Source organism: Enterobacter cloacae complex sp. IR5403 (assembly GCF_049238705.1).
Classification (GTDB): Bacteria; Pseudomonadota; Gammaproteobacteria; order Enterobacterales; family Enterobacteriaceae; genus Enterobacter; species Enterobacter hormaechei_C.
The window spans coordinates 51075-76378 of the sequence record NZ_JBMKHP010000014.1 but is presented as its reverse complement, the minus strand read 5'-3'; the positions used below and the strand labels follow the sequence as shown (position 1 = coordinate 76378).

At 56.0% G+C, this 25304-nt stretch carries 24 protein-coding genes; 20 read left to right on the top strand and 4 right to left on the bottom strand.

Features of this window, described 5'->3' with window-relative positions; translation table 11 throughout:
* The first annotated feature begins 128 nt into the window (after positions 1-128).
* The 5 genes from malK (at position 129) to ubiA (ending at position 5193) form a co-directional block, all read left to right on the top strand.
* The gene (gene malK, locus ACOTW6_RS17495) at positions 129-1238 is read left to right on the top strand and encodes a maltose/maltodextrin ABC transporter ATP-binding protein MalK (RefSeq protein WP_063449869.1); all 1110 of its coding nucleotides are present in this window, start codon (positions 129-131) and stop codon (positions 1236-1238) included.
* Between the two features lie 42 nt (positions 1239-1280).
* Positions 1281-2591: a maltoporin gene (locus ACOTW6_RS17490; RefSeq protein WP_213789387.1), complete on the top strand. Its 1311-nt coding sequence runs from the start codon at positions 1281-1283 to the stop codon at positions 2589-2591.
* Positions 2592-2705: 114 nt separating this feature from the next.
* Positions 2706-3644: a maltose operon protein MalM gene (malM, locus tag ACOTW6_RS17485; protein WP_032646870.1), complete on the top strand. Its 939-nt coding sequence runs from the start codon at positions 2706-2708 to the stop codon at positions 3642-3644.
* 172 nt (positions 3645-3816) lie between these two features.
* Entirely contained in the window at positions 3817-4314 is a 498-nt protein-coding gene (gene ubiC / locus ACOTW6_RS17480; RefSeq protein ID WP_015570175.1) for a chorismate lyase, read from the top strand.
* A gap of 12 nt (positions 4315-4326) precedes the next feature.
* Positions 4327-5193 (top strand): 4-hydroxybenzoate octaprenyltransferase, encoded by an 867-nt coding sequence (gene ubiA / locus ACOTW6_RS17475; protein ID WP_015570176.1) that lies wholly within the window; start codon positions 4327-4329, stop codon positions 5191-5193.
* Positions 5194-5285: 92 nt separating this feature from the next.
* On the opposite strand, the gene plsB is transcribed toward ubiA, so the two are convergent.
* Positions 5286-7706 (bottom strand): glycerol-3-phosphate 1-O-acyltransferase PlsB, encoded by a 2421-nt coding sequence (gene plsB / locus ACOTW6_RS17470; RefSeq protein ID WP_003860322.1) that lies wholly within the window; start codon positions 7704-7706, stop codon positions 5286-5288.
* A 154-nt stretch (positions 7707-7860) separates the two neighbouring features.
* Between plsB and ACOTW6_RS17465 the strand changes: the two genes are divergently transcribed.
* The 4 genes from ACOTW6_RS17465 (at position 7861) to ACOTW6_RS17450 (ending at position 10676) form a co-directional block, all read left to right on the top strand.
* On the top strand, positions 7861-8229 hold the full coding sequence (locus tag ACOTW6_RS17465) for a diacylglycerol kinase (RefSeq protein ID WP_213789373.1): 369 nt from the start codon (positions 7861-7863) through the stop codon (positions 8227-8229).
* 108 nt (positions 8230-8337) lie between these two features.
* Positions 8338-8946 (top strand): transcriptional repressor LexA, encoded by a 609-nt coding sequence (gene lexA / locus ACOTW6_RS17460; RefSeq protein WP_003860318.1) that lies wholly within the window; start codon positions 8338-8340, stop codon positions 8944-8946.
* A gap of 63 nt (positions 8947-9009) precedes the next feature.
* Positions 9010-10347 carry an MATE family efflux transporter DinF gene (gene dinF, locus ACOTW6_RS17455; protein ID WP_023302925.1) on the top strand — a complete coding sequence of 446 codons (1338 nt, stop codon included), beginning with the start codon at positions 9010-9012 and terminating at the stop codon, positions 10345-10347.
* A gap of 119 nt (positions 10348-10466) precedes the next feature.
* Positions 10467-10676 (top strand): CsbD family protein, encoded by a 210-nt coding sequence (locus tag ACOTW6_RS17450; protein ID WP_003860314.1) that lies wholly within the window; start codon positions 10467-10469, stop codon positions 10674-10676.
* Between the two features lie 47 nt (positions 10677-10723).
* On the opposite strand, the gene zur is transcribed toward ACOTW6_RS17450, so the two are convergent.
* Positions 10724-11236, bottom strand: a complete 513-nt coding sequence (gene zur, locus ACOTW6_RS17445; RefSeq protein ID WP_047052067.1) for a zinc uptake transcriptional repressor Zur — start codon at positions 11234-11236, stop codon at positions 10724-10726.
* Between the two features lie 116 nt (positions 11237-11352).
* Between zur and ACOTW6_RS17440 the strand changes: the two genes are divergently transcribed.
* The 4 genes from ACOTW6_RS17440 to pspG all read left to right on the top strand — a co-directional run bounded on the left by ACOTW6_RS17440 (position 11353) and on the right by pspG (position 14777).
* The gene (locus ACOTW6_RS17440; RefSeq protein ID WP_213789374.1) at positions 11353-11841 is read left to right on the top strand and encodes a cupin domain-containing protein; all 489 of its coding nucleotides are present in this window, start codon (positions 11353-11355) and stop codon (positions 11839-11841) included.
* 192 nt (positions 11842-12033) lie between these two features.
* A complete protein-coding gene (traF, locus tag ACOTW6_RS17435; RefSeq protein WP_226878439.1) occupies positions 12034-13320 on the top strand; it encodes a conjugal transfer protein TraF in 1287 nt (428 codons plus the stop codon).
* An 82-nt stretch (positions 13321-13402) separates the two neighbouring features.
* A complete protein-coding gene (dusA, locus tag ACOTW6_RS17430; RefSeq protein WP_193547905.1) occupies positions 13403-14398 on the top strand; it encodes a tRNA dihydrouridine(20/20a) synthase DusA in 996 nt (331 codons plus the stop codon).
* A 136-nt stretch (positions 14399-14534) separates the two neighbouring features.
* Complete coding sequence (pspG, locus tag ACOTW6_RS17425) at positions 14535-14777, top strand: envelope stress response protein PspG (RefSeq protein ID WP_090281125.1); 243 nt, start codon at positions 14535-14537, stop codon at positions 14775-14777.
* 184 nt (positions 14778-14961) lie between these two features.
* Here the strand turns inward: pspG and ACOTW6_RS17420 are convergent, their stop codons facing one another.
* Positions 14962-15945, bottom strand: coding sequence for a quinone oxidoreductase (locus ACOTW6_RS17420; protein ID WP_015570182.1), 984 nt, complete (start codon positions 15943-15945; stop codon positions 14962-14964).
* Positions 15946-16005: 60 nt separating this feature from the next.
* Here ACOTW6_RS17420 and dnaB point away from each other — a divergent pair, with 60 nt between their 5' ends.
* The 6 genes from dnaB to ACOTW6_RS17390 all read left to right on the top strand — a co-directional run bounded on the left by dnaB (position 16006) and on the right by ACOTW6_RS17390 (position 21684).
* Entirely contained in the window at positions 16006-17418 is a 1413-nt protein-coding gene (dnaB, locus tag ACOTW6_RS17415; RefSeq protein ID WP_003860298.1) for a replicative DNA helicase, read from the top strand.
* A gap of 16 nt (positions 17419-17434) precedes the next feature.
* Positions 17435-18514 carry an alanine racemase gene (gene alr / locus ACOTW6_RS17410; RefSeq protein ID WP_047052071.1) on the top strand — a complete coding sequence of 360 codons (1080 nt, stop codon included), beginning with the start codon at positions 17435-17437 and terminating at the stop codon, positions 18512-18514.
* A gap of 109 nt (positions 18515-18623) precedes the next feature.
* The gene (gene tyrB, locus ACOTW6_RS17405; RefSeq protein ID WP_103269691.1) at positions 18624-19817 is read left to right on the top strand and encodes an aromatic amino acid transaminase; all 1194 of its coding nucleotides are present in this window, start codon (positions 18624-18626) and stop codon (positions 19815-19817) included.
* Positions 19818-20085: 268 nt separating this feature from the next.
* Positions 20086-20799 carry an acid phosphatase AphA gene (gene aphA / locus ACOTW6_RS17400; protein WP_213789375.1) on the top strand — a complete coding sequence of 238 codons (714 nt, stop codon included), beginning with the start codon at positions 20086-20088 and terminating at the stop codon, positions 20797-20799.
* A 112-nt stretch (positions 20800-20911) separates the two neighbouring features.
* The gene (locus ACOTW6_RS17395; RefSeq protein ID WP_032672110.1) at positions 20912-21328 is read left to right on the top strand and encodes a secondary thiamine-phosphate synthase enzyme YjbQ; all 417 of its coding nucleotides are present in this window, start codon (positions 20912-20914) and stop codon (positions 21326-21328) included.
* Positions 21329-21330: 2 nt separating this feature from the next.
* Complete coding sequence (locus tag ACOTW6_RS17390) at positions 21331-21684, top strand: MmcQ/YjbR family DNA-binding protein (RefSeq protein ID WP_045141430.1); 354 nt, start codon at positions 21331-21333, stop codon at positions 21682-21684.
* Between the two features lie 3 nt (positions 21685-21687).
* Here ACOTW6_RS17390 and uvrA read toward each other — a convergent pair whose 3' ends face one another.
* A complete protein-coding gene (uvrA, locus tag ACOTW6_RS17385) occupies positions 21688-24510 on the bottom strand; it encodes an excinuclease ABC subunit UvrA (RefSeq protein WP_421766270.1) in 2823 nt (940 codons plus the stop codon).
* A 251-nt stretch (positions 24511-24761) separates the two neighbouring features.
* Here uvrA and ssb1 point away from each other — a divergent pair, with 251 nt between their 5' ends.
* Positions 24762-25286 (top strand): single-stranded DNA-binding protein SSB1, encoded by a 525-nt coding sequence (ssb1, locus tag ACOTW6_RS17380; protein ID WP_003860284.1) that lies wholly within the window; start codon positions 24762-24764, stop codon positions 25284-25286.
* Positions 25287-25304: the final 18 nt, after the last annotated feature.

The window sequence follows — 25304 nt, the reverse complement described above, 5'->3', positions numbered from 1 at the left end:
TCATCCTCCCGCCTCCTCCCCCACAAAAAAGCCGGGGGGTGGAGGATTCACGAAAGTAATGGAACACGCATAGTGAACTTATCTTGAATGTTTCTGTCGGTGACAGGTTGTAACGAAGGGAGAAGGGCATGGCGAGCGTACAGCTGCGTAATGTAACGAAAGCCTGGGGCGACGTAGTGGTGTCAAAAGACATCAATCTGGACATCCACGAAGGTGAGTTTGTGGTGTTCGTGGGCCCATCAGGCTGTGGTAAATCGACTCTGCTGCGTATGATTGCCGGTCTTGAAACCATCACCAGTGGCGATCTGTTTATTGGTGATACCCGAATGAACGACATCCCGCCTGCCGAACGTGGCGTAGGCATGGTGTTCCAGTCTTATGCGCTTTATCCGCATCTTTCCGTTGCCGAGAACATGTCCTTTGGCCTGAAGCTGGCCGGCGCGAAAAAAGAGATTATTAACCAGCGCGTCACTCAGGTGGCGGAAGTGCTCCAGCTGGCGCACCTGCTGGAGCGTAAGCCGAAAGCGCTTTCCGGCGGTCAGCGTCAGCGCGTGGCGATTGGCCGTACGCTGGTGGCCGAGCCGCGCGTCTTCCTGCTCGATGAACCTCTCTCTAACCTGGATGCCGCCCTGCGCGTCCAGATGCGTATTGAAATCTCCCGTCTGCACAAGCGCCTTGGCCGCACGATGATTTACGTCACCCACGATCAGGTCGAAGCGATGACGCTGGCCGACAAAATCGTGGTGCTGGACGCCGGTCGCGTGGCGCAGGTGGGCAAACCGCTGGAGCTGTATCACTACCCGGCAGACCGCTTTGTTGCGGGCTTCATTGGCTCGCCAAAGATGAACTTCCTGCCCGTCAAAGTGACCGCGACGGCGATTGAACAGGTACAGGTGGAGCTGCCAAACCGCCAGCAGGTCTGGCTGCCGGTCGACAGCGCCAACGTACAGGTGGGGGCCAATATGTCCCTCGGTATCCGTCCTGAGCATCTACTGCCAAGCCACATTGCGGATGTGACGCTGGAAGGTGAGGTTCAGGTCGTCGAACAGCTTGGTCACGAAACACAGATTCATATCCAGATCCCCGCCATCCGTCAGAACCTGGTCTACCGCCAGAATGACGTGGTGTTGGTAGAAGAGGGTGCCACATTCGCTATCGGTTTGCCGCCAGAGCGTTGCCATCTGTTCCGTGAGGATGGCACAGCATGTCGTCGGCTGCACAAAGAGCCAGGCGTTTAAGCATTCCAATTACAAAGAAAAGCAATGATCTCAGGAGATAGAATAATGATTACTCTGCGCAAAGTCCCTCTGGCTGTCGCCATTGCGGCAGGCATCCTGTCTGCCCAGGCGGGCGCCGTAGACTTTAAAGGTTATGCTCGTTCCGGCATCGGCTGGACCGGAAGTGGCGGTGAACAACAATGTTTCCAGGCAACAGGTGCACAAAGTAAATACCGTCTCGGTAACGAATGTGAAACCTACGCCGAGCTGAAGCTGGGCCAGGAAGTGTGGAAAGAGGGCGACAAGAGCTTCTACTTCGACACCAACGTAGCCTACTCCGTTTCTCAGCAGAACGACTGGGAATCTACCAGCCCGGCCTTCCGTGAAGCTAACGTGCAGGGTAAAAACCTGATTGAATGGCTGCCAGGCTCCACCATCTGGGCCGGTAAGCGCTTCTATCAGCGTCATGACGTCCACATGATCGACTTCTACTACTGGGATATCTCTGGTCCTGGTGCGGGTATCGAAAACATCGATCTGGGCTTCGGTAAGCTCTCTCTGGCCGCGACCCGTTCTTCTGAATCCGGCGGCTCTGCAACCTTCGCCGATCGTGATCCTAACGGCGACCGTATTTATGACAATATTGTACCAAACGACGTCTTCGACGTTCGCTTAGCCGGTCTGGAAACCAACCCGGGCGGTACGCTGGAGCTGGGCGTTGACTACGGTCACACCAACATTCCTGACGACTACTATCTGCAACCTGGCGCCTCTAAAGATGGCTGGCTGTTCACCGCTGAACACACCCAGAGCATGATGAAAGGCTTCAACAAGTTCGTGCTGCAATACGGTACGGACTCCATGACCTCTAACGGTAAAGGTATTCCGCAGGGCGGCAGCATCGATAACGACGGCTCTATGTGGCGCGTGCTGGACCACGGTGCAATCACCCTGGCAGACCGTTGGGACCTGATGTATGTCGGTATGTACCAGAACATCGATCGTGATAACAACAACGGTACCGAGTGGTGGACCGTGGGCGTTCGTCCAATGTTCAAATGGACGCCGATCATGAGCACCCTGCTTGAAGTGGGCTACGACAACGTTAAGTCTCAGAAAACTGACGACAAAAACAGCCAGTACAAAATCACCCTGGCACAGCAGTGGCAGGCAGGCGACAGCATCTGGTCCCGTCCGGCTATCCGCGTCTTCGCAACCTACGCGAAGTGGGATGAGAGATGGGGCTACGCGAACAACGACTCAGGTGCAGGTTACACCTCTGGCGTAGCGTATAGCGACACGTCCGCGAAAACCTTCAGCCGTGGTGACAACGATGAGTGGACCTTCGGCGCCCAGATGGAAATCTGGTGGTAATTCGTCAAGCCTGACGTAATAACCTGAAAAGAGGGGCGTAAGCCCCTCTCTCCTTAGGGTGCTGCGCGCTATTGCCTGGCCACCGCAGTGCTCACGCTATCAGAGGTAATAACAATGAAAATGAAGAAAAGTCTCGTCGCGCTGTGCCTCTCTGCGGGGCTGTTGGCCTGTGCGCCTGCGGTCACCTATGCAGATGTGAATTTTGTTCCTCAAAATACCAGTGCTGCGCCAGCTATTCCGGCTGCGGCACTTCAGCAACTGGTGTGGACGCCAGTTGATCAATCGAAAACACAAACTACCCAGCTTTCAGCGGGGGGCCAGTCACTGAACGTGCCGGGTATCAGCGGTCCGGTTGCGGCGTTCAGCGTGCCGGCGAATATCGGCGAGCTGACCCTGACGTTGACCAGTGAAGTCAATAAGCAGACCAGCGTCTTCGCGCCTAACGTGCTGATCCTCGATCAGAACATGACGCCATCCGCATTCTTCCCAAGCGACTATTTCAGCTATCAGGAGCCTGGCGTCATGAGCGCCGATCGGCTGGAAGGCGTTATGCGCCTGACGCCAGCCCTGGGTCAGCAGAAGATTTATGTCCTGGTGTTCACAACTGAAAAAGATTTGCAGCAAACCACGAAGCTGGTCGATCCGGCAAAAGCCTATGCGAAAGGCACGGGGAACTCTGTCCCGGATATTCCGGACCCGCTTGCCCGTCATACTACCGATGGTCTGATCAAGCTGAAAGTCTCCACCAACAGCGCCTCCAGCGTACTCGTAGGCCCGCTGTTTGGCTCATCTGGCCCGGGTCCGGTAACGGTGGGTAATACTGCCGCGCCTGTATATGCCGCGCCTGCCGCAGCACCGGCCGCAGCTCCGGCCCCGGCGAAAAAAGCCGAGCCGGTGCTTAACGATACTGAAACTTACTTTAACAACGCCATCAAGCAGGCGGTTAAAAACGGCGATGTCGATAAAGCGCTGAAACTGCTTGATGAAGCCGAGCGTTTAGGTTCAACCACTGCCCGTTCCACCTTTATCAGCAGTGTAAAAGGCAAGGGGTAACCGTCTCCCCACAGTGCTGATTTTGTTAGTCGTTTAGTGCGCCTTCACGGGCGCACTTTTTTTGGCTAAGTTGCACCATTGTTGCGATAGTGATCGCTAAATTTGGTTTGTCCGTCCTCATTTTGCCAATCTGCGATACAATGCCTTTACGTTATGTATCGGAGAGTCTGGCATGTCACACCCCGCGCTCACGCAGCTGCGTGCGCTACGCTATTTCGACCAAATACCCGCGCTTGACCCGGAGCAACTGGACTGGCTGCTGCTGGAAGATTCCATGACAAAACGTTTTGAGCAACAGGGTAAAACGGTCACGGTGACGATGATTCAGGAAGGGTTTGTCTCGCCTGCGGAGATTGCCAGCGAGCTGCCGCTGCTGCCGCAGGAAGAACGCTACTGGCTGCGTGAAATTTTACTGTGTGCCGATGGCGAGCCGTGGCTTGCCGGGCGGACGGTGGTTCCTGAGTCTACACTTTCCGGGCCGGAGCTGGCATTGCAACGCCTCGGCAAAACGCCCCTGGGGCGCTATCTGTTCACCTCGTCTGAACTGACCCGTGATTTTATTGAAATTGGTTGCGATGCAGATTTGTGGGGGCGCCGTTCCCGCCTTCGTTTGAGTGGCAAGCCGTTAATACTGACGGAACTCTTTTTGCCTGCATCGCCGTTGTACTAAGAGGGAGAAAAAATGGAGTGGAGTCTGACGCAGAATAAGCTGCTGGCCTATCACCGCCTGATGCGTACTGATAAACCCATTGGCGCGCTGCTGCTGCTGTGGCCGACCTTATGGGCGCTGTGGGTTGCCACGCCGGGGGTGCCGCCGCTGTGGATCCTGGCGGTGTTTGTGGCGGGCGTCTGGCTGATGCGCGCTGCGGGCTGTGTGGTTAACGACTATGCTGACCGGAAATTTGATGGACATGTTAAGCGCACCGCGAATCGTCCTCTGCCGAGCGGTCAGGTGACCGGGAAAGAGGCGCGCATTCTGTTTGTGGTGCTGGTGCTGCTCTCATTCATGCTGGTGTTAACCCTTAACACCATGACCATTCTGTTGTCCGTTGCTGCTCTGGCGCTGGCCTGGGTTTACCCGTTCATGAAGCGATACACCCATCTGCCGCAGGTGGTATTGGGTGCGGCATTTGGCTGGTCGATTCCCATGGCGTTTGCCGCGGTCAGCGAGTCCGTTCCGCTCAGCTGCTGGCTGATGTTCCTGGCGAATATTCTCTGGGCCGTTGCGTACGATACCCAATACGCGATGGTCGATCGCGATGACGATCTCAAGATTGGCATCAAATCGACGGCGATCCTGTTTGGTCGTCACGACAAACTGATCATCGGCATATTGCAGGTGGCGGTGCTGGCGCTGATGGTGGCGATTGGTCGCCTGAACGGGCTGAACTGGGAGTTTTACTGGTCCGTACTGGTGGCGGGGCTGCTGTTTGCGTATCAGCAGAAGCTGATTGCGAAGCGCGAGCGTGAAGCCTGCTTTAAAGCGTTTCTGAATAATAACTACGTTGGGCTGGTGCTGTTTCTGGGCCTGGCGATGAGTTACTGGTGATAAAAAAGCCGGGTGGCGGCTTCGCCTTACCCGGCCTACGATTTAGCGGAACATGTAGGCCAGGTAAGCGTTAGCGCCACCCGGCTTTAGCGTCACTCGCCCTGCGTCGAACTCTCAATCGTCAAACGCACATCCGCGGTAATCAGCTCTGCCAGCATCTGATAAACCTTCATCGTCTCTTCCGGCTCGGCATCGCCCGTATCGCTAATGTACCCTTCGTCGCGCAGCGTCAGCACCAGGGAGCTGAATACCGCTTTGTCGAAGAATTCCGGGGCGTTAATGCCATGCAGAACGGAAAGGCGCTGGGCCAGCGTCCGGCTCTCTTTTTCCAGCGTACCGCGGTTGATTGACGGGTTTGCACTCAACAACCAGAAGGTAATGGCGTAGCGCTGCAACGTCTCACGCGCACCGGAAGCCAGGAGCTGCAAGGTACGGGAACGTGACGGATTGATATGCAGTTCATCATCACTGATGGTAATCAGCCCCTGACGATGCATCTCTGCCGTCATTTTATCGAGCTCTGCCGCCAGTTCATCCTTACTCCAGCGCAGGAACAGCTCCGCTTTCAGCATCGGGTAGATGGCCTGAATATGGCGCAGCAGCTCCTGACGCGAAATACGGCGGTGCTGGGTAATAATGGCCGCCATCAGCGACGGCAGCATCAGCATATGCGTGATGTTATTGCGGTAGTAGGTCATCAGCACAGCCTGCTCGCGCGGCAGAATGATGATGTCACCAATCGTATCTTTCTCGACTTCGAACTTGTTCATCTGCAACGCGTGATCAATCAGCTCGCTGGCGGTGGCAGACGGCACGGTCGAATCCACGGAATACGGCACGTTGCGCATGATATCCAGGTAGCAATCAATCTGCTCGGTCAACTGCTCACGGGTCAGTGAACGCTGGCGAGAGGCCAGAAGCGCAGTACAACACAGGTTCATGGCGTTTGCCGCACCAGCATTGTTGATGCGTACCATCAGCTCGGATGCAATGCCGTTGACCGTTGGCGTCAGCCAGGCCGGACGTACCGCTTCGATAGGATCGATAGACTCGCGCCACTCCGGAACATGATGGTTCAGATATGTCATCAGCGGCAGGGGCTCGCCAAAGTTCACGTAGCCCTGGCCGAGGTTACGCAGTTTACTCAGCCCACGCAGCATCTGCGGCAGACTCTCTTTCTCTTTGGTCGCACCGCGCAGCTCTTTCGCGTAGGTGCCCACTTCCATCACGTGTTCATAACCGATGTAAATAGGCACCAGCGTGATAGGACGCGTACCGCCACGCAGCATGGCCTGAATGGTCATCGACAGCGTGCCGGTCTTCGGATCGAGCAGACGACCGGTACGCGAGCGACCACCTTCAACAAAGTACTCCACGGAATAACCGCGGCTGAACAGCTCGCCCAGATACTCCCTGAAGACGGTGGAGTAGAGCTTGTTACCTTTGAAGGTACGACGAATGAAGAACGCACCCAGACGGCGGAAAATCGGGCCTGCTGGCCAGAAGTTCAGGTTGATACCGGCAGCAATATGCGGAGGCACCAGCCCCTGGTGATAGAGCACGTAAGAGAGCAACAGGTAGTCCATGTGGCTGCGGTGGCAGGGCACATAGACAATTTCGTGGCCGTCGTGCGCTAACTGACGCACGCGCTCGGCGTTGTGGACGTTAATCCCCTGATAGAGGCGGTTCCACGTAAAGCCGAGGATACGGTCAGAGAGGCGAATCATCTCGTAGGAGAAGTTCGCGGCGATCTCTTCCATCAGCGCGATTGCGTTCTGCTGCGCTTTCTCGTGCGAAATTTTCTTGCTGCGCGCTTCATCTTCTACGGCACGGGCAATCGCTTTGGAAGCCAGCAGCTTGTTGAACAGATCCTGACGCGCCGGGAGACGTGGCCCAACGGCCGCCAGACGCTGACGTGCAAAGTGCATACGCGCAACGCGCGCCAGCTTTTGCGCAATGATTTTGTCAGTGCCGTGTTCATCCGCCATGCGGCGCAGTGAAACGGAAGGCGAGAAGCGGACAAAGCTGTCGCGTCCCAGCCAGGAGACGGCGAAGAACTTCTGAATGCCGTTGAGCATACGCAGCGGTGGGTTCTCTTCCCCTTTTTCGCGCCCCGGACGACGGCCAAACATCACCGACACCGGCACCATCTGCACGTCCAGATCGGGGTTGCTGCGGTGCAGATCAAGGTAATCATGGAACAGCTTAATGGACTCTTCTTTCGGCGTGTAATAGGTGAACACGCGCGGTCCGCCATGGATGAACACGTAGCGCGGCAGCAGCGTACCGTCGACTTCCAGCGGTTCAAGCGGGTCAGGTAAATCGTGCGCCAGACATTGAGCGCGAAGCGTCAGCAGGTCTGCCTTCGAGTTATAAGGCAAAACGTACATAATAGGGCGCGACGTATCGAGCCCTAATTCCAGCGCAGGTTCTGCTGGGATAGACTTACTTTTTACCAGTACGCTTAATGGTAAATTAAGTAATTTGTAGTAAATTCGTGGCCAGCCGGACATAAACGATGTAAAGCCTCTGGTTAATAATGCAATTGCGGCGCAAGGATAACAGAAAGCGCGCAAAATTTCTGTTGTTACCCGTCATACTTCAGGTTGCAGCAAAACGCGCTGCGGCTTTAGTTACAGACGCTATTTATCATAAAAGGTTCTTTTAATGGCCAATAATACCACTGGGTTAACTCGAATCATTAAAGCTGCCGGTTATTCATGGAAAGGTTTCCGCGCGGCATGGGTTAATGAAGCCGCTTTCCGCCAGGAGGCGGTTGCTGCAATCGTTGCCATTGTCATCGCCTGCTTCCTTGATGTTGATGCTATCACCCGCGTACTGCTCATCGGATCTGTCCTTCTGGTGATGATAGTGGAAATTCTTAATAGCGCTATTGAGGCCGTTGTTGACCGAATCGGGTCGGAATTCCATGAACTGTCTGGCCGGGCGAAAGACATGGGTTCCGCTGCCGTACTGCTGGCGATTATCACTGCGGCGATCACCTGGGTCACTCTGCTTTGGTCGCATTTCCGATGAGCCTCGAGGAATAATTAAGTCCCTGGTTTTTTGTGCAGTTTTTGGTTCCAAAATCGCCTTTGACTGTATATACTCACAGCATAACTGTATATACACCCAGGGGGCGGTATGAAAGCGTTAACGACCAGGCAGCAAGAGGTGTTTGATCTCATTCGGGATCATATCGGCCAGACGGGTATGCCACCCACGCGTGCAGAAATTGCGCAGCGTCTGGGCTTCCGTTCTCCTAATGCTGCCGAAGAGCACCTTAAAGCGCTGGCGCGTAAGGGCGTGATTGAGATTGTTTCCGGCGCCTCACGCGGCATTCGTCTGCTGGTGGAAGAAGAGAGCGGTATTCCGCTGGTGGGTCGCGTAGCGGCAGGTGAACCTCTGCTGGCGCAGCAGCACATCGAAGGGCACTATCAGGTTGACCCAGGCATGTTCAAGCCAAGCGCCGATTTCCTGCTGCGCGTTAGCGGAATGTCCATGAAAGATATCGGTATTCTGGATGGCGATCTGCTGGCGGTACACAAAACGCAGGACGTGCGTAACGGGCAAGTCGTGGTGGCGCGCATTGATGATGAAGTGACGGTTAAGCGCCTGAAAAAACAAGGCAATACCGTGCAGCTTCTGCCTGAAAATAATGAATTCTCTCCGATTGTGGTGGATCTCCGCGAGCAAAGCTTCTCTATTGAAGGGCTGGCGGTCGGCGTTATCCGCAACGGTGAATGGCTGTAATCTCTTCCTGACAGGCTGTAGTTCCTCTACAGCCTGGCCTGTTTTCTGATTCCGGTAATTTCCATGGCATTGCTGACTTCTGCCGATAAGGCGTTGTGGCGTCTTGCGCTACCGATGATTTTTTCCAATATTACCGTTCCTCTGCTGGGGCTGGTGGATACGGCGGTTATCGGGCATCTCGATTCGCCGATTTATCTGGGCGGCGTCGCTATCGGCGCAACGGCGACCAGCTTCCTCTTTATGCTTCTGCTTTTTCTGCGCATGAGTACGACAGGCCTGACGGCCCAGGCGTATGGTGCAAAAGATCCCCTGCGTCTGGCGCGTGCGCTGGTTCAGCCGCTCATTCTGGCATTCGGTGCTGGCGCGTTAATCGTTCTGTTGCGTACGCCGCTGATTGATCTTGCGCTCCATATTGTAGGCGGCAGCGATGCCGTACTGGAACAGGCCCGGCGGTTCCTCGAAATTCGCTGGCTCAGCGCGCCCGCTTCACTGGCAAACCTGGTCCTGCTGGGCTGGCTGCTGGGCGTGCAGTACGCCCGCGCGCCGGTGATCCTGCTGGTGGTGGGCAACCTGCTTAACATTGTGCTCGATCTCTGGCTGGTGATGGGGCTGCACATGAACGTCCGGGGCGCGGCGCTGGCCACGGCGATTGCCGAGTACGGTACGCTGCTGATCGGTTTGGGAATGGTCTGGCGCGTACTGGCGATGCGCGGTATCACCCTGGATCTGCTGAAATCGGCCTGGCGCGGCAACATTCGTAAGCTGCTGGCGCTTAATCGCGACATCATGCTCCGTTCGCTCCTGCTGCAACTCTGCTTTGGCGCCTTAACCGTTTTTGGTGCGCGTCTTGGGCCTGAGATCGTCGCAGTCAACGCAGTGCTTATGACATTACTGACCTTTACCGCTTATGCGCTGGATGGTTTTGCTTACGCCGTCGAGGCGCATTCAGGGCAGGCCTATGGCGCGCGTGAAAGCGGCCAGTTACGTGAGGTCTGGCGTGCGGCCTGTCGTCAGGCGGGCCTGGTAGCGCTGGTCTTTGCTCTGGTGTACGCCTGTTTTGGTGGGCATATTGTCGCGCTACTCACCTCGTTGCCCGCGCTACGTGAGCTGGCCGATCGCTACATCCTCTGGCAGGTAGTATTACCGGTGGTGGGCGTGTGGTGCTATTTGCTGGACGGCATGTTTATTGGTGCGACGCGAGGGGCGGAGATGCGCAACAGCATGGCCGTGGCGGCGGCGGGGTTCGGCCTGACGCTGCTGACCCTGCCGTATCTCGGCAATCATGGTCTGTGGCTGGCGCTGGCGGTGTTTCTCTCACTGCGTGGCCTTTCGCTGGCTGTTATCTGGCATCGTCACTGGCGAAACAATACCTGGTTTCCAGCCCCGCACGATATATCGTAACGGTTAAAGATTCCGAATATAAAAACAACCGCCGAATCCTTAACTACAATAATAATCACGTCCAGCAGAAAAGAACGTAGCGGGCGATACTCATAGACGCTTAACACGAGGACACGATTATGAATAAAGACGAAATCGGCGGCAACTGGAAGCAATTCAAAGGTAAAGCGAAAGAACAGTGGGGTAAGCTGACAGATGACGATATGACCGTCATTGAAGGTAAGCGCGATCAGCTGGTAGGTAAAATCCAGGAGCGCTACGGTTACGAAAAAGATCAGGCGGAAAACGAAGTCAAAGACTGGGAAACCCGTAACGACTACCGCTGGTAACCGGCACTATCCCCAAGGGCGGCCCTGAGCCGCCTTTTTCTTTGGCTTTAACGCGGCTTTTTCTTCACCAGGATAGAGTGATCGTGCTGACAGGCATCCTGATGACGGCATGACTCCACCTCCACGCAGGCAGAACATAAGCCGTGGGCTTCAATCACGTTATGGCGCAGCGCAAAGCCCATTCTGGCTGCCAGCGTATGCATAATATCTTCCACACCTTCCGCACCCTCTTCCTTCACCACACCGCAGCGATCGCAGATAAACATGGCGGACGTGTGAGTTGGCTGGTCAAAAAGATGGCACAGCACATAGCTGTTTGTTGATTCCACTTTATGCACAAACCCTTGCTCCAGCAGAAAATCCAGCGCCCGATAAACGGTCGGCGGTTTTGCCTGCGGCTCGCTTTCACGCAGCAGATCGAGCAGATCGTAGGCGCTGATGGCGCCCTGTTGCAGGCTCATCAGACGCAGTACCTCAAGGCGCTGCGGGGTCAGGCGCACATTGCGTTGCGCGCACAGCTTTTCAGCTTGCGCTAACAGCTCTTTTGTGGACTTGTCCATCGGGCACCTCGGATGTGGTAAGGGGTGAAAACCTTCACTTTATCATGTTCTGCTAAAAACACCGAGATCCCCAGGCTGTGCTATACCTGACGCATCGCAAATCGGGAGATCGCAAAATGAAAAGACCTGACTGTATTCGGTACTGGCGGGACGTGGAAGGCGCCGATGACGCAACGTATCCTGACAGCAACGAACGTTTTTCTATTGGCGCGCCGCTGGCCCGCAGGCTGGGTCTCGGCCGCATTGGTATTCACCATGAACGGCTGCCACCCGGACGCCGTACGTCTTATCCGCATGCGGAAAGCGACGAAGAGGAGTTTGTTTACGTTCTGGAGGGTTACCCTGAGGCCTGGATCAATGGCTATTTATGGAAGCTCGAACCCGGAGACTGCGTGGGATTTCCTGCCGGGACGGGCGTGTGTCACACCTTTATCAACAATACCGATGAAGAGGTGCGCCTGCTGGTGGTGGGTGAGGCCAATAAAAAACATAACCGCATCTACTATCCGCTCAATCCGGTGTATGCCGCGACGCGCGAAGACCGCTGGGTCGACCATCCGCCTCAGTTTTTTGGGCCGCACGATGGAAAACCTGGGCGAAAATAATTTCCTCTTCTATAAATATTGATGGTCGTCACATATTACAACAGGCCGGGATGGAATTTAACTTAAGGAAATAGCGGGTCTTTTTGCACTTATTCACAGCAATAGTTCGTTCCTGTTTGGGTGATAACAGACAGGGTTAACTAATAACAAACTATTTACGAGCACACTGTGAAAAAACATTTTAAATTTTCGATGGTTAGCATCGCTGTCTCCTTTTTTATGGCAAATCAGGCGGGAGCAGCCAATACCTGGACGGAAGCGCGTAGCGACGCAATGGGCGGAACGGGTGTCGCGGCAGGGAGCTATGGCAGTGGGGCGTTAATCAACCCCGCATTACTGGCAAAATCTAAGCCCGAGGATGATGTGACGGTTATTTTACCGTCCGTTGGCGTGCAGGTGACCGATGAAGACAATCTTCAGGACGAGATTGATACCATTAACGACAAAATCAATCATTACAAGGATGTGGTTGATAGTCTGACCCCTATTGAAGTTATCACCAATCCATTAGGTTCGATCAATCAGTTCCAGGGGGCAGCGAAAGATCTCGCTGATGAACTGGACTACCTGAAAGGCAAAACCGCACACGCCACCGCAGGGGCGGGGATTGCCGTCAGTATCCCTAACGATGTCCTTTCCGTGGCCTTTATGGCAAAAGGCTATGCCCATGGCCGCGTCAGCTCTTCAATCGATCAGCAGGACATTGATTATCTGCGTGGTATACAACGAAGCGATGCGGTGGCTGCCGGTGTGGCGCTGGATGCCGCGCTAAACGGTACCGATCAGATCACCAAAAACCTTAACTCTACGGCGTCTGGTCGGGCGGCGATTGTGTCCGACTACGGTATTGCGGTGGCCCGTCAGTTCGATCTTGGCGGCGTTCCGGTTTCCGTTGGCGTCACGCCAAAGCTGCAAAAAACCTGGCTCTATAACTACACCACGTCAATCTACGATTACGACAGTAATAAGTGGAACGACAGCCGCTATCGTACCGACGACACTGGATTCAACGTCGATGCCGGTATTGCTGCTGATTTCGGTGAAAACTGGACGGTCGGCGTGAGCGGGCAAAACCTGATGTCGCGCGATATCGATACCAAAGATATCCGCATCCGCAACGGGCGCACGGGAGAGGTGGTGAGTTATAAAGACACCTACCAGATCCGTCCGCTGGTGACCGCCGGAGCGGCCTGGCATAACGATCTGGTGACCCTGACCGCAGACGGCGACCTGACCGAGACCAAAGGCTTCAAAAGCGAAGATACGTCCCAGTACGTTGGCATTGGTGCAGAAGTCACACCGCTGAGCTGGCTGGCGGTGCGCGCCGGTTATCGTGCGGACATGAAAGGTAACGACAGCAACGTCTTTACCGGCGGCCTCGGTTTTGCGCCGTTCAGCTCCGTTCATGTTGACCTGATGGGACTTTATGGCGAAGACGAGACCTGGGGTGCAGGGGCACAGTTGAGTATGACGTTCTAAAGTACACCGGAGGCGCTGCGCCTCCGGCTTTTCTTTGTGCTATAGTAGCGCCCCTTTTCCACCAGATGCTTAAAAGTTCGCCATGTCGTCAGAATTCCAGACCGCTTTCCCTGCACACCGTTTCTCCATCGCGCCGATGCTCGACTGGACGGACAGACACTGCCGCTATTTCCTGCGTCAGCTCTCCCGCCATACGCTGCTGTACACCGAAATGGTCACTACCGGCGCAATTATTCACGGCAAGGGCGATTATCTGGCGTACAGCGAAGAGGAGCATCCGGTTGCGCTGCAACTGGGCGGCAGCGATCCGGCTGCGCTGGCGCAGTGCGCGAAGCTGGCTGAAGAACGCGGCTATGACGAGATTAACCTCAACGTCGGTTGCCCGTCCGACCGAGTGCAAAACGGTATGTTCGGCGCGTGTCTGATGGGAAATGCACATCTGGTGGCGGACTGCATCAAAGCGATGCGCGACGTCGTCTCTATCCCGGTCACGGTCAAAACCCGTATCGGCATAGACGACCAGGACAGCTACGAGTTTCTGTGTGATTTCATCAACACCGTATCAGGGAAGGGTGAATGCGAGATGTTTATCATCCACGCCCGTAAAGCCTGGCTCTCTGGCCTCAGCCCGAAAGAAAACCGCGAGATCCCGCCGCTGGACTACCCGCGCGTGTACCAGCTGAAACGCGACTTCCCACACCTGACCATGTCGATCAACGGCGGTATTACGTCGCTGGACGAGGCCAAAGCGCATCTCGAACATATGGATGGCGTGATGGTCGGACGCGAGGCGTATCAGAATCCGGGCATTCTGGCGACGGTTGACCGGGAAATCTTTGGCGTTGATGGTGCTGACACCGATCCCGTGGCGGTAGTGCGCGCCATGTATCCGTACATTGAGCGCGAGCTGAGTAATGGTACCTATCTGGGCCACATTACCCGCCATATGCTTGGCCTGTTCCAGGGCATTCCTGGCGCGCGCCAGTGGCGTCGTTATCTCAGCGAGAACGCGCATAAAGCCGGTGCGGATATTGAGGTCCTGGAACACGCGTTGCGTCTGGTTGCGGATAAACGTTAAATTTCGCTAAAAGATGGTCAAATACGCCACGCCCTGCAAAACATTGCGGGGCGTTTTGCTTTCAGAACAACGACTTATTTTTGGCATGCTTCTTGTAATGATCGCAGCATCATTCGGGAACTCGTGGGAGAGCACCATGCTGGAACTACTTTTTGTGATTGGCTTCTTTATCATGCTGATGGTCACGGGCGTGTCGCTGCTCGGTATTCTGGTCGCGCTCGTTGTGGCCACGGTGGTGATGTTTGTCGGCGGTTTATTTGCCCTGACGATTAAACTCTTGCCGTGGTTACTTCTGGCGATTGCAGTGGTATGGGCGATACGGGCGATTAAATCGCCAAAACTGCCCACTTATCAGCGTAATAACCGCTTCCGTTACTAAGGTATTGAGGGGTACGTCACATACCTGCAACTTTTCCGGCAGCAATCCTTAGAACAGAATAGGATTTACTTATCGAATCTGTCACTATGGCTGCCGCTAAAGAATTCATCGAGCTGTACCCTACATACAGCCGAACTAAAAAAAGAAAGGGCTTCCCACGGGAAGCCCAATTTCTTTTTATGGCTCAGGGAATTAACAGACTTGATCCCTGCGTTGCCCGGCTCTCCAGCACCTCATGCGCGCGCTGCGCATCGGTCAGCGGATATTTCTGCGCCTCAGCCACATCCACTTTAATTACCCCGCTGGCGATCAGCGAGAACAGCTCGTTGCTGGCTTCCTCCAGTTCTTCCCGGTTGGTGATGTAACCTTGCAGGGAAGGGCGAGTGACGTACAGTGACCCTTTCTGATTCAGAATGCCCAGATTGACGCCGGTGACAGCCCCGGAGGCGTTACCGAAGCTCACCATCAGCCCGCGACGTTGCAGGCAGTCCAGCGAAGATTCCCAGGTGTCTTTCCCCACCGAGTCATACACCACGCGGACCTTTTTGCCGCCAGTGATCTCTTTCAGCCGCTCAACGATGCTCTCTTCCCGGTAGTTGATCACCTGCCATGCGCCCGCGTCCAGCGCGCGCTGCGCTTTTTGCGCGCTGCCTGTGGTGCCGATCAGCTTCGCGCCCAGGGCTTTCGCCCACTGGCAGGCAATCAGCCCCACGCCACCTGCGGCTGCGTGAAACAGGAATTGCTCGTCAGGCTTAATTTCGTAGGTTTTGCGCAACAGATAATAGACCGTCAGCCCTTTCAGGAATGAGGCGGCAGCCTGCTCGAAGCTGATCGCATTTGGCAGAAGCGCCGCTTTCTCGGCCGGAACGTTATGGATGGAGCTGTAAGCGCCGAGCGCCGACTGCGCATACACCACGCGATCGCCTTCCTTAATGTGCTTCACCGCGCTGCCCACTTTGCTGACGATACCGGCCGCCTCGGTGCCCAGTCCGCTCGGCATCGACGGAGGCGGATAGAGGCCGCCGCGAATATAGGTATCGATGTAGTTAATGCCGATCGCTTTGTTTTCCACCTGGATTTCGTTCTCGCCAGGCGCAGCGGGGGTAAATTCCACCGCTTTGAGTACGTCAGGGCCACCATGCTTGTGAAATTCAATACGTGTTGCCATGCTTCCTCCAGAATGTGGTAATCTTTCGACCCACTCTTTATCTCGGTAACTCCATTCACTATGGCAGGAAACAAACCCTTCAACAAACAGACTGAACCTCGTGAGCGTGATTATCAGGTCGCCGGGTTAAAAGTCCCGCCGCACTCGATTGAAGCGGAACAGTCGGTGTTGGGCGGTTTAATGCTGGATAACGAACGCTGGGACGACGTCGCCGAGCGCGTTGTCGCGGAAGACTTCTATACCCGCCCCCACCGCCACATCTTTACGGAAATGGCGCGGTTGCAGGAGTCGGGCAGCCCGATTGACCTGATTACGCTCGCAGAATCGCTGGAGCGTCTGGGTCAGCTCGACAGCGTCGGCGGATTTGCCTATCTGGCGGAACTGTCAAAAAACACGCCAAGTGCCGCGAACATCAGCGCTTACGCTGATATCGTCCGTGAACGTGCCGTTGTCCGCGAGATGATCTCGGTGGCGAATGAGATCGCCGAGGCCGGTTTCGATCCCCAGGGGCGCACCAGCGAAGATCTGCTCGACCTGGCGGAATCCCGCGTCTTTAAAATCGCCGAAAGCCGTGCGAACAAAGACGAAGGCCCGAAAAACATCGCCGACGTGCTCGACGCCACGGTTGCGCGTATTGAGCAGCTTTTCCAGCAGCCGCACGATGGCGTGACGGGGGTGAACACCGGTTATGACGATCTCAACAAGAAAACGGCAGGTCTTCAGCCATCGGATTTGATTATCGTCGCGGCGCGTCCGTCGATGGGTAAAACGACATTTGCGATGAACCTCGTCGAAAACGCGGCGATGTTGCAGGATAAGCCGGTGCTTATCTTCAGTCTTGAGATGCCCTCTGAACAGATCATGATGCGTTCTCTGGCGTCCCTGTCGCGCGTGGATCAGACCCGCATCCGTACCGGCCAGCTGGACGATGAGGACTGGGCGCGGATCTCCGGCACAATGGGGATTTTGCTGGAAAAACGGAACATCTATATCGATGACTCCTCCGGCCTGACGCCGACGGAAGTGCGCTCCCGCGCGCGCCGTATCGCCCGTGAACACGGTGGCATCGGCCTCATCATGATCGACTACCTTCAGCTGATGCGCGTCCCGTCGCTTTCCGACAACCGTACGCTGGAGATTGCCGAGATTTCCCGCTCGCTCAAGGCGTTAGCCAAAGAGCTGCACGTGCCGGTGGTGGCGCTGTCGCAGCTTAACCGCTCTCTGGAACAACGTGCAGACAAGCGCCCGGTCAACTCCGACCTGCGTGAATCCGGCTCCATTGAGCAGGATGCCGACTTAATCATGTTCATCTACCGTGATGAGGTTTATCACGAGAACAGCGATCTGAAAGGGATCGCCGAAATTATTATTGGTAAGCAACGTAACGGCCCCATCGGTACGGTACGTCTGACCTTTAACGGCCAGTGGTCGCGCTTCGACAACTATGCCGGTCCTCAATATGATGATGAGTAATTTCTAAGGAATTCAAATGCAAGCGGCAACTGTTGTGATTAACCGCCGCGCTCTGCGACACAACCTGCAACGTCTGCGAGAACTGGCGCCCGCCAGTAAGCTCGTTGCAGTCGTGAAAGCGAACGCTTACGGACACGGTCTTCTTGAGACCGCGCGAACGCTCCCCGATGCCGACGCTTTTGGCGTCGCCCGTCTCGAAGAAGCTCTCCGCCTGCGCGCAGGTGGAATTACGCAACCGATTCTGCTCCTTGAAGGCTTTTTTGAAGCCTCGGACCTGCCGACCATTGCCGATCAGCACCTGCACACGGCGGTGCATAACGAAGAACAGCTGGCCGCGCTGGAAAGGGCTGAGCTGAGCGAGCCGGTCACCGTCTGGATGAAGCTCGATACGGGCATGCACCGTCTGGGCGTGCGGCCGGAAAGCGCGGAGGCGTTTTATCAGCGTCTGTGTCAGTGCAAAAATGTGCGTCAGCCGGTGAACATCGTCAGCCACTTTGCCCGCGCCGATGAGCCTGAATGCGGCGCAACGGAACAGCAGCTTGATATCTTCAACACCTTCTGCGAAGGCAAACCGGGGATGCGCTCGATCGCGGCATCCGGCGGTATTCTGCTGTGGCCGCAGTCGCATTTCGACTGGGCGCGTCCGGGCATCATTCTTTATGGCGTTTCGCCGCTGGAGAACAAACCCTGGGGGCCGGACTTTGGCTTTAAGCCGGTGATGTCGCTGGTTTCAAAGCTGATTGCCGTGCGTGAGCACAAAGCGGGAGAGCCGGTAGGTTACGGCGGCACCTGGATCAGCGAGCGCGATACGCGTCTTGGCGTGGTGGCGATGGGCTACGGTGACGGCTATCCCCGCGCCGCACCAACGGGCACGCCGGTGCTGGTCAACGGTCGCGAAGTAAAGATTGTCGGCCGCGTGGCGATGGACATGATTTGTGTTGATCTGGGGCCCGACGCGCAGGATAAAGCGGGGGACGATGCGGTGATGTGGGGCGAAGGCCTGCCGGTAGAACGTATTGCTGAAATAACAAAAGTGAGTGCTTACGAACTTATCACGCGTCTTACCTCAAGGGTCGCGATGAAATACGTCGACTAAGCATCAGCGGGATGCGATGCATCCCGCTTCTGTTAACATCCCCTCGATCTTCTTCCGCTTCCGGTTTATTGTTGAATTCCCTGCCTCATAATAATCCGGAGAACATCGCGTGTTTCAGAAAGTAGACGCCTACGCCGGCGACCCTATTCTCTCCTTGATGGAGCGTTTCAAAGAAGATCCTCGCAGCGACAAAGTGAACCTCAGCATTGGTCTTTACTACAACGAAGACGGCATCATTCCTCAGTTGAAAGCCGTTGCCGAAGCTGAAGCGCGTCTGAACGCAACCCCGCACGGTGCTTCGCTTTATCTGCCGATGGAAGGATTAAACACCTACCGCAACACTATCGCGCCGCTGCTGTTTGGTGCGGACCACGCGGTGCTCGCGCAAAAGCGCGTGGCGACTATCCAGACGCTGGGTGGCTCGGGTGCGCTGAAGGTAGGCGCAGATTTCCTGAAAAAGTACTTCCCGGATTCCGGCGTGTGGGTCAGCGACCCGACGTGGGAAAACCACGTTGCGATCTTCGAGGGCGCGGGCTTTAAGGTATCGACCTATCCGTGGTTCGACAGCGAAACCAACGGCGTGCGCGTTGACGCGCTGCTGGAAAAACTGAACACCCTGCCGGAGCGCAGCATCGTGCTGCTGCATCCGTGTTGCCATAATCCGACCGGTGCAGACCTCACCAATGCGCAGTGGGATGCGGTCATTGAGGTGCTTAAGGCGCGCAACCTGATCCCATTCCTCGACATTGCCTATCAGGGCTTTGGCGCGGGCATGGAGGAAGACGCCTACGCCATTCGTGCGATTGCCAGCGCGGGGCTTCCCGCTCTGGTCAGCAACTCGTTCTCAAAAATCTTCTCCCTGTACGGCGAGCGCGTTGGCGGTCTGTCCGTGGTATGTGAAGACGCCGAAGCCGCGGGACGCGTACTCGGTCAGCTGAAAGCGACGGTCCGCCGTATCTACTCCAGCCCGCCGAACTTTGGTGCGCAGGTGGTGGCGACAGTTCTCGGTGACGAAACGCTGAAAGCGTCCTGGCTTGCGGAAGTGGAAGCGATGCGTAAGCGCATCCTGTCGATGCGTCAGGAGCTGGTTAACGTCCTGAAAGAGGCCGTGCCTGGGCATAACTTTGATTATCTTCTCAAGCAACGCGGGATGTTCAGCTACACCGGACTGAGCGCAGCGCAGGTCGATCGCCTGCGCGAAGAGTTCGGTGTCTACCTGATCGCCAGCGGCCGTATGTGCGTGGCGGGTCTGAATGCCAGCAACGTCCAGCGCGTGGCGCAGGCGTTTGCATCCGTAATGTAAGCATTCACTTACTTGCATACTATATGTAGGCCGGGTAAGGCGCAGCCGCCACCCGGCTTTTTTGTTCGCGTCGGTGTCAGTCATTGCCCGGTGGCGCTTCGCTTACCGGACCTACACGTTTCTTCTGCGCTTTGTGATCGTCTTCTTTTTATTCAGCTCCATAAGTAAAAACTCCTTTCCTTCCCCTCCCGCTGGGGTTATGGTCGGATAGTTTTTTGACCATCCGCTCAAAATAAAAAGATAACAAACTGAATATTCAGGGGAAAATATGCGCAAGATCACACTGGCGCTCAGCGCCGCCTGCTTATTGTTCTCGCTTAATAGCACCGTTGTTGCGCGGGCTTCTGCACCCACGCCGCTTTACACCGGCACCACCGCCGCCATTCTTGCTGAACAGTCTCCCATTCACTGGGTTTCAGTGGCACAAATCGAAAACAGCCTGACGGGTCGCCCGCCGATGGCCGTGGGCTTCGATATTGACGATACCGTTCTCTTCTCCAGCCCCGGTTTCTGGCGCGGCAAAAAAACGTACTCCCCGGACAGCGAAGCCTATCTGAAAAACCCGGAATTCTGGGAAAAGATGAACAACGGTTGGGATGAGTTCAGTATCCCGAAAGAGGTTGCTCGCGCGCTGATCGCCATGCACGTAAAGCGCGGCGACAGCATTTATTTCGTGACCGGACGTAGCCAGACCAAAACCGAAACCGTCTCGAAAACGCTACAGGATGATTTCCTGATCCCAGCGGCCAGCATGAACCCGGTCATTTTTGCCGGGGACCAGGAAGGGCAAAACACCAAAACCCAGTGGCTGGAAAAGAAAAATATCAAAGTGTTCTACGGTGATTCAGATAACGACATCACCGCGGCGCACGACGTGGGAGCCAGAGGCATCAGGGTGTTACGCGCCTCGAACTCTACCTATCGACCGCTGCCGATGGCCGGAAAATTTGGTGAAGAGGTGATCGTTAACTCTGAATACTGACGCATTAACGGCGGGGTGAATGCTTTTTTAAGCAAATCTCGCCGCGCGGGTTTTACCTTTCGCTTTCTTGCTGCACACTTAGAAAGATTCACCTTTCATAATGGAGCAGCACATGTGGTATCAACAGACCCTGACCTTAAGCGCAAAACCACGCGGATTTCACCTTGTGACGGACGAAGTCATCGGGCAAATCCGCGACCTGTCGCGCGTCAAAACGGGTTTGCTGCATCTGCTGCTTCAGCACACGTCTGCTTCTCTCACGCTCAATGAAAATTGCGATCCCACCGTCCGGTCTGACATGGAGCGGCATTTTCTGAAAACCGTCCCGGATAACGCCCCGTATGAGCATGATTACGAGGGGGCGGACGATATGCCTTCGCACATCAAATCCTCTTTGCTGGGCGTCTCGCTGATGCTGCCGGTCCACAACGGACGGCTACAGCTGGGAACGTGGCAGGGGATCTGGCTGGGAGAACATCGCATTCACGGTGGTTCGCGTAAAATTATCGCAACGCTACAAGGGGAATAAAGATGACAATTTCGGAGATACTTCAGTACTGCATGAACAAGCCGGGTGCGGAACAAAGCGTTCACAGCGACTGGAAAGCCACGCAGATCAAAGTGGGTGATGTGCTGTTCGCGATGGTGAAAGAGGTGGATGCGCGGCCTGCGGCATCACTGAAAACCAGTCCGGAACTGGCCGACTTACTGCGCCAGCAGCACGATGATGTCAGGCCAAGTAAGCATCTGAATAAAGCGCACTGGAGTACGGTGTTTCTCGACGGCTCGCTGCCAGATTCGCAAATTTACTACCTGGTGGATGCGTCGTATCAACAGGCGGTTGAACTGCTGCCGGAAACGATCCGACAGCAGCTCTCCGTGTGACGATTACAGCAACGGTTTGAGGAAGCGCGCGGTGTGCGAGGCTTCGCACTCTGCAACGGTCTCTGGCGTACCGGAGACGAGGATTTCACCGCCGCCGCTGCCGCCTTCCGGGCCGAGATCGACAATCCAGTCCGCGGTTTTAATCACGTCCAGGTTGTGCTCAATCACCACGATGGTGTTGCCCTGATCGCGCAGCTGGTGCAGCACGTCCAGCAGCTGCTGGATATCCGCAAAGTGCAGGCCGGTGGTCGGCTCATCCAGAATATACAGCGTCTGACCGGTACCACGTTTGGACAGCTCACGCGCCAGCTTCACGCGCTGCGCTTCACCGCCGGACAGCGTTGTCGCTGACTGCCCCAGACGAATATAGGTCAGACCCACATCCATCAGGGTTTGCAGCTTACGCGCCAGCGCAGGGACGGCGTCAAAGAACTCGCGCGCCTCTTCGATGGTCATATCCAGCACTTCGTGGATGGTCTTGCCTTTGTACTTAATCTCCAGCGTTTCGCGGTTATAACGCTTACCTTTGCACTGGTCGCACGGCACGTAGATATCCGGCAGGAAGTGCATCTCAACCTTGATTACGCCGTCGCCCTGGCACGCTTCACAGCGGCCGCCGCGCACGTTAAAGCTGAAACGTCCTGGCGTATACCCGCGCGAACGCGCTTCCGGTACGCCGGCGAACAGTTCACGTACGGGCGTAAAGACGCCGGTATAGGTCGCCGGGTTAGAGCGCGGCGTACGGCCAATCGGGCTCTGGTCGATGTCGATAACCTTGTCGAAATGCTCCAGCCCCTGAATGTCGCGGTACGGCGCAGGCTCGGCCAGCGTCGCGCCGTTCAGTGCCGTCTGCGCAATCGGGAACAGCGTATCGTTGATCAGCGTCGATTTACCGGAACCGGACACGCCGGTGATGCAGGTAAACAGCCCGACAGGCAGCGTCAGGGTCACGTCCTTCAGGTTGTTGCCGCGCGCGCCGGTCAGCTTCAGCACTTTTTCCGGGTTCGCCGCCACGCGCTGTTTTGGCACTTCAATTTTGCGCTTGCCGCTCATGTACTGACCGGTCAGCGATTCAGGCACCGCCATAATGTCTTTCAGCGTCCCTTCCGCCACCACCTGTCCGCCGTGCACGCCAGCGCCCGGGCCGATGTCGATCACGTGGTCCGCGGCGCGGATCGCGTCTTCGTCGTGCTCGACCACGATGACCGTGTTGCCGAGGTTACGCAGGTGAACCAGCGTGCCGAGCAGGCGTTCGTTGTCGCGCTGGTGCAGGCCGATTGACGGCTCATCAAGCACGTACATCACGCCGACTAAGCCCGCGCCAATCTGGCTCGCCAGACGGATACGCTGGGCTTCACCGCCAGACAGCGTTTCAGCCGAGCGGGAAAGCGTCAGGTAGTTCAGACCGACGTTCACGAGGAACTTGAGGCGATCGCCGATCTCTTTCAGCACTTTTTCAGCGATTTTCGCGCGCTGTCCGGAGAGCTTCAGGTTGTTGAAGAAGTCCATCGCGTGGCCGATGCTCATTTCTGAGATGGTCGGCAGTGCCGTGTTTTCGACAAACACGTGACGCGCTTCGCGACGCAGACGTGTACCCTCGCAGGTGGCGCAGGAGCGGTTGCTGATGAACTTCGCCAGCTCCTCGCGCACCGCGCTGGATTCGGTCTCTTTGTAGCGGCGCTCCATGTTGTGCAGCACCCCTTCGAACGGGTGGCGACGCACGGAGGTATCGCCGCGATCGTTCATGTACTTGAACTCAATATTCTCTTTGCCGGAACCGAACAGGATCACTTTATGTACGTTCGCGCTCAGGCTGGCCCACGGGGCTTCAACGTCGAACTTATAGTGCTCAGCCAGCGATTTCAGCATCTGGAAGTAGTAAAAATTACGCTTATCCCAGCCGCGAATAGCGCCACCCGCCAGCGACAGCTCCGGGTTCTGGATCACGCGGTCCGGGTCGAAATACTGCTGAACGCCCAGGCCGTCACAGGTCGGGCACGCGCCCGCCGGGTTGTTGAACGAGAACAGGCGCGGTTCCAGCTCGCGCATGCTGTAGCCGCAAATCGGGCAGGCGAAGTTGGCGGAGAAGAGCAGCTCTTCCGCTTTTGCATCGTCCATGTCTGACACCACCGCCGTGCCGCCCGACAGTTCCAGCGCCGTTTCAAAGGATTCCGCCAGACGCGTCGCCAGATCTTCACGCACCTTAAAGCGGTCAATCACCACTTCGATGGTGTGTTTCTTTTGCAGCTCCAGCTTTGGCGGATCGGACAGGTCACACACTTCGCCGTCGATACGAGCGCGGATATAGCCCTGGCTTGCCAGGTTTTCCAGCGTTTTAGTGTGTTCGCCCTTACGCTCTTTAATGATTGGCGCCAGCAGCATCAGGCGTTTGCCTTCCGGCTGCGACAGCACGTTATCCACCATCTGGCTGACGGTCTGGGCCGCCAGCGGGACGTCGTGATCCGGGCAGCGCGGCTCGCCCACGCGCGCATACAGCAGACGCAGGTAGTCATGGATTTCGGTAATGGTACCGACCGTGGAGCGCGGGTTATGCGACGTGGATTTCTGCTCAATGGAGATAGCAGGGGACAACCCTTCAATGTGGTCGACATCCGGTTTTTCCATCAGCGACAGGAACTGACGCGCGTACGCCGAGAGCGATTCAACGTAACGACGCTGTCCTTCGGCATACAAAGTGTCGAAAGCCAGTGAGGATTTGCCAGACCCCGAAAGCCCGGTCACGACGATGAGTTTGTCGCGAGGGATTATGAGGTTGATATTCTTGAGATTGTGGGTGCGGGCGCCCCGAACTTCGATCTTATCCATTCACCTTTCCCGGTTGGAACACGGATTGCCTGATTTGTTTGAAGGACAAACGGCTGTCAGAAACGGCTAATTATGACACAAAATGACCTGTTTGAATATACAGTATTGGAATGCATTTTCTGATTCACTGTGTAACAATGTCGAGTCCGCGAGAGAACTCTGGAACATGCTACGCAACTATCAAAGTGTCGCATGGAAATGGTACACTCGCGCGTTTACACTATTAAGAAACGTATTCAGGAGACACGAACATGGCCAGCAGAGGCGTAAACAAGGTGATTCTCGTCGGTAATCTGGGCCAGGACCCGGAAGTACGCTACATGCCGAGTGGTGGCGCAGTTGCCAACATTACGCTGGCTACTTCCGAATCCTGGCGTGATAAAGCGACCGGTGAAATGAAAGAGCAGACCGAATGGCACCGCGTTGTGCTGTTTGGCAAACTGGCTGAAGTGGCCGGTGAGTATCTGCGTAAGGGTTCTCAGGTCTATATCGAAGGCCAGCTGCGCACCCGCAAATGGACCGATCAGTCCGGTCAGGAAAAATACACCACGGAAGTGGTGGTGAACGTTGGCGGCACCATGCAGATGCTGGGTGGCCGTCAGGGCGGCGGCGCACCGGCAGGTGGCGGCCAGCAGCAGGGCGGTTGGGGTCAGCCTCAGCAGCCGCAGGGCGGCAATCAGTTCAGCGGCGGCGCGCAGTCTCGTCCGCAGCAGCAGTCTGCTCCGGCACCGTCTAACGAACCACCAATGGACTTCGACGACGATATCCCGTTCTGATATCCAGACGCGTGAAAC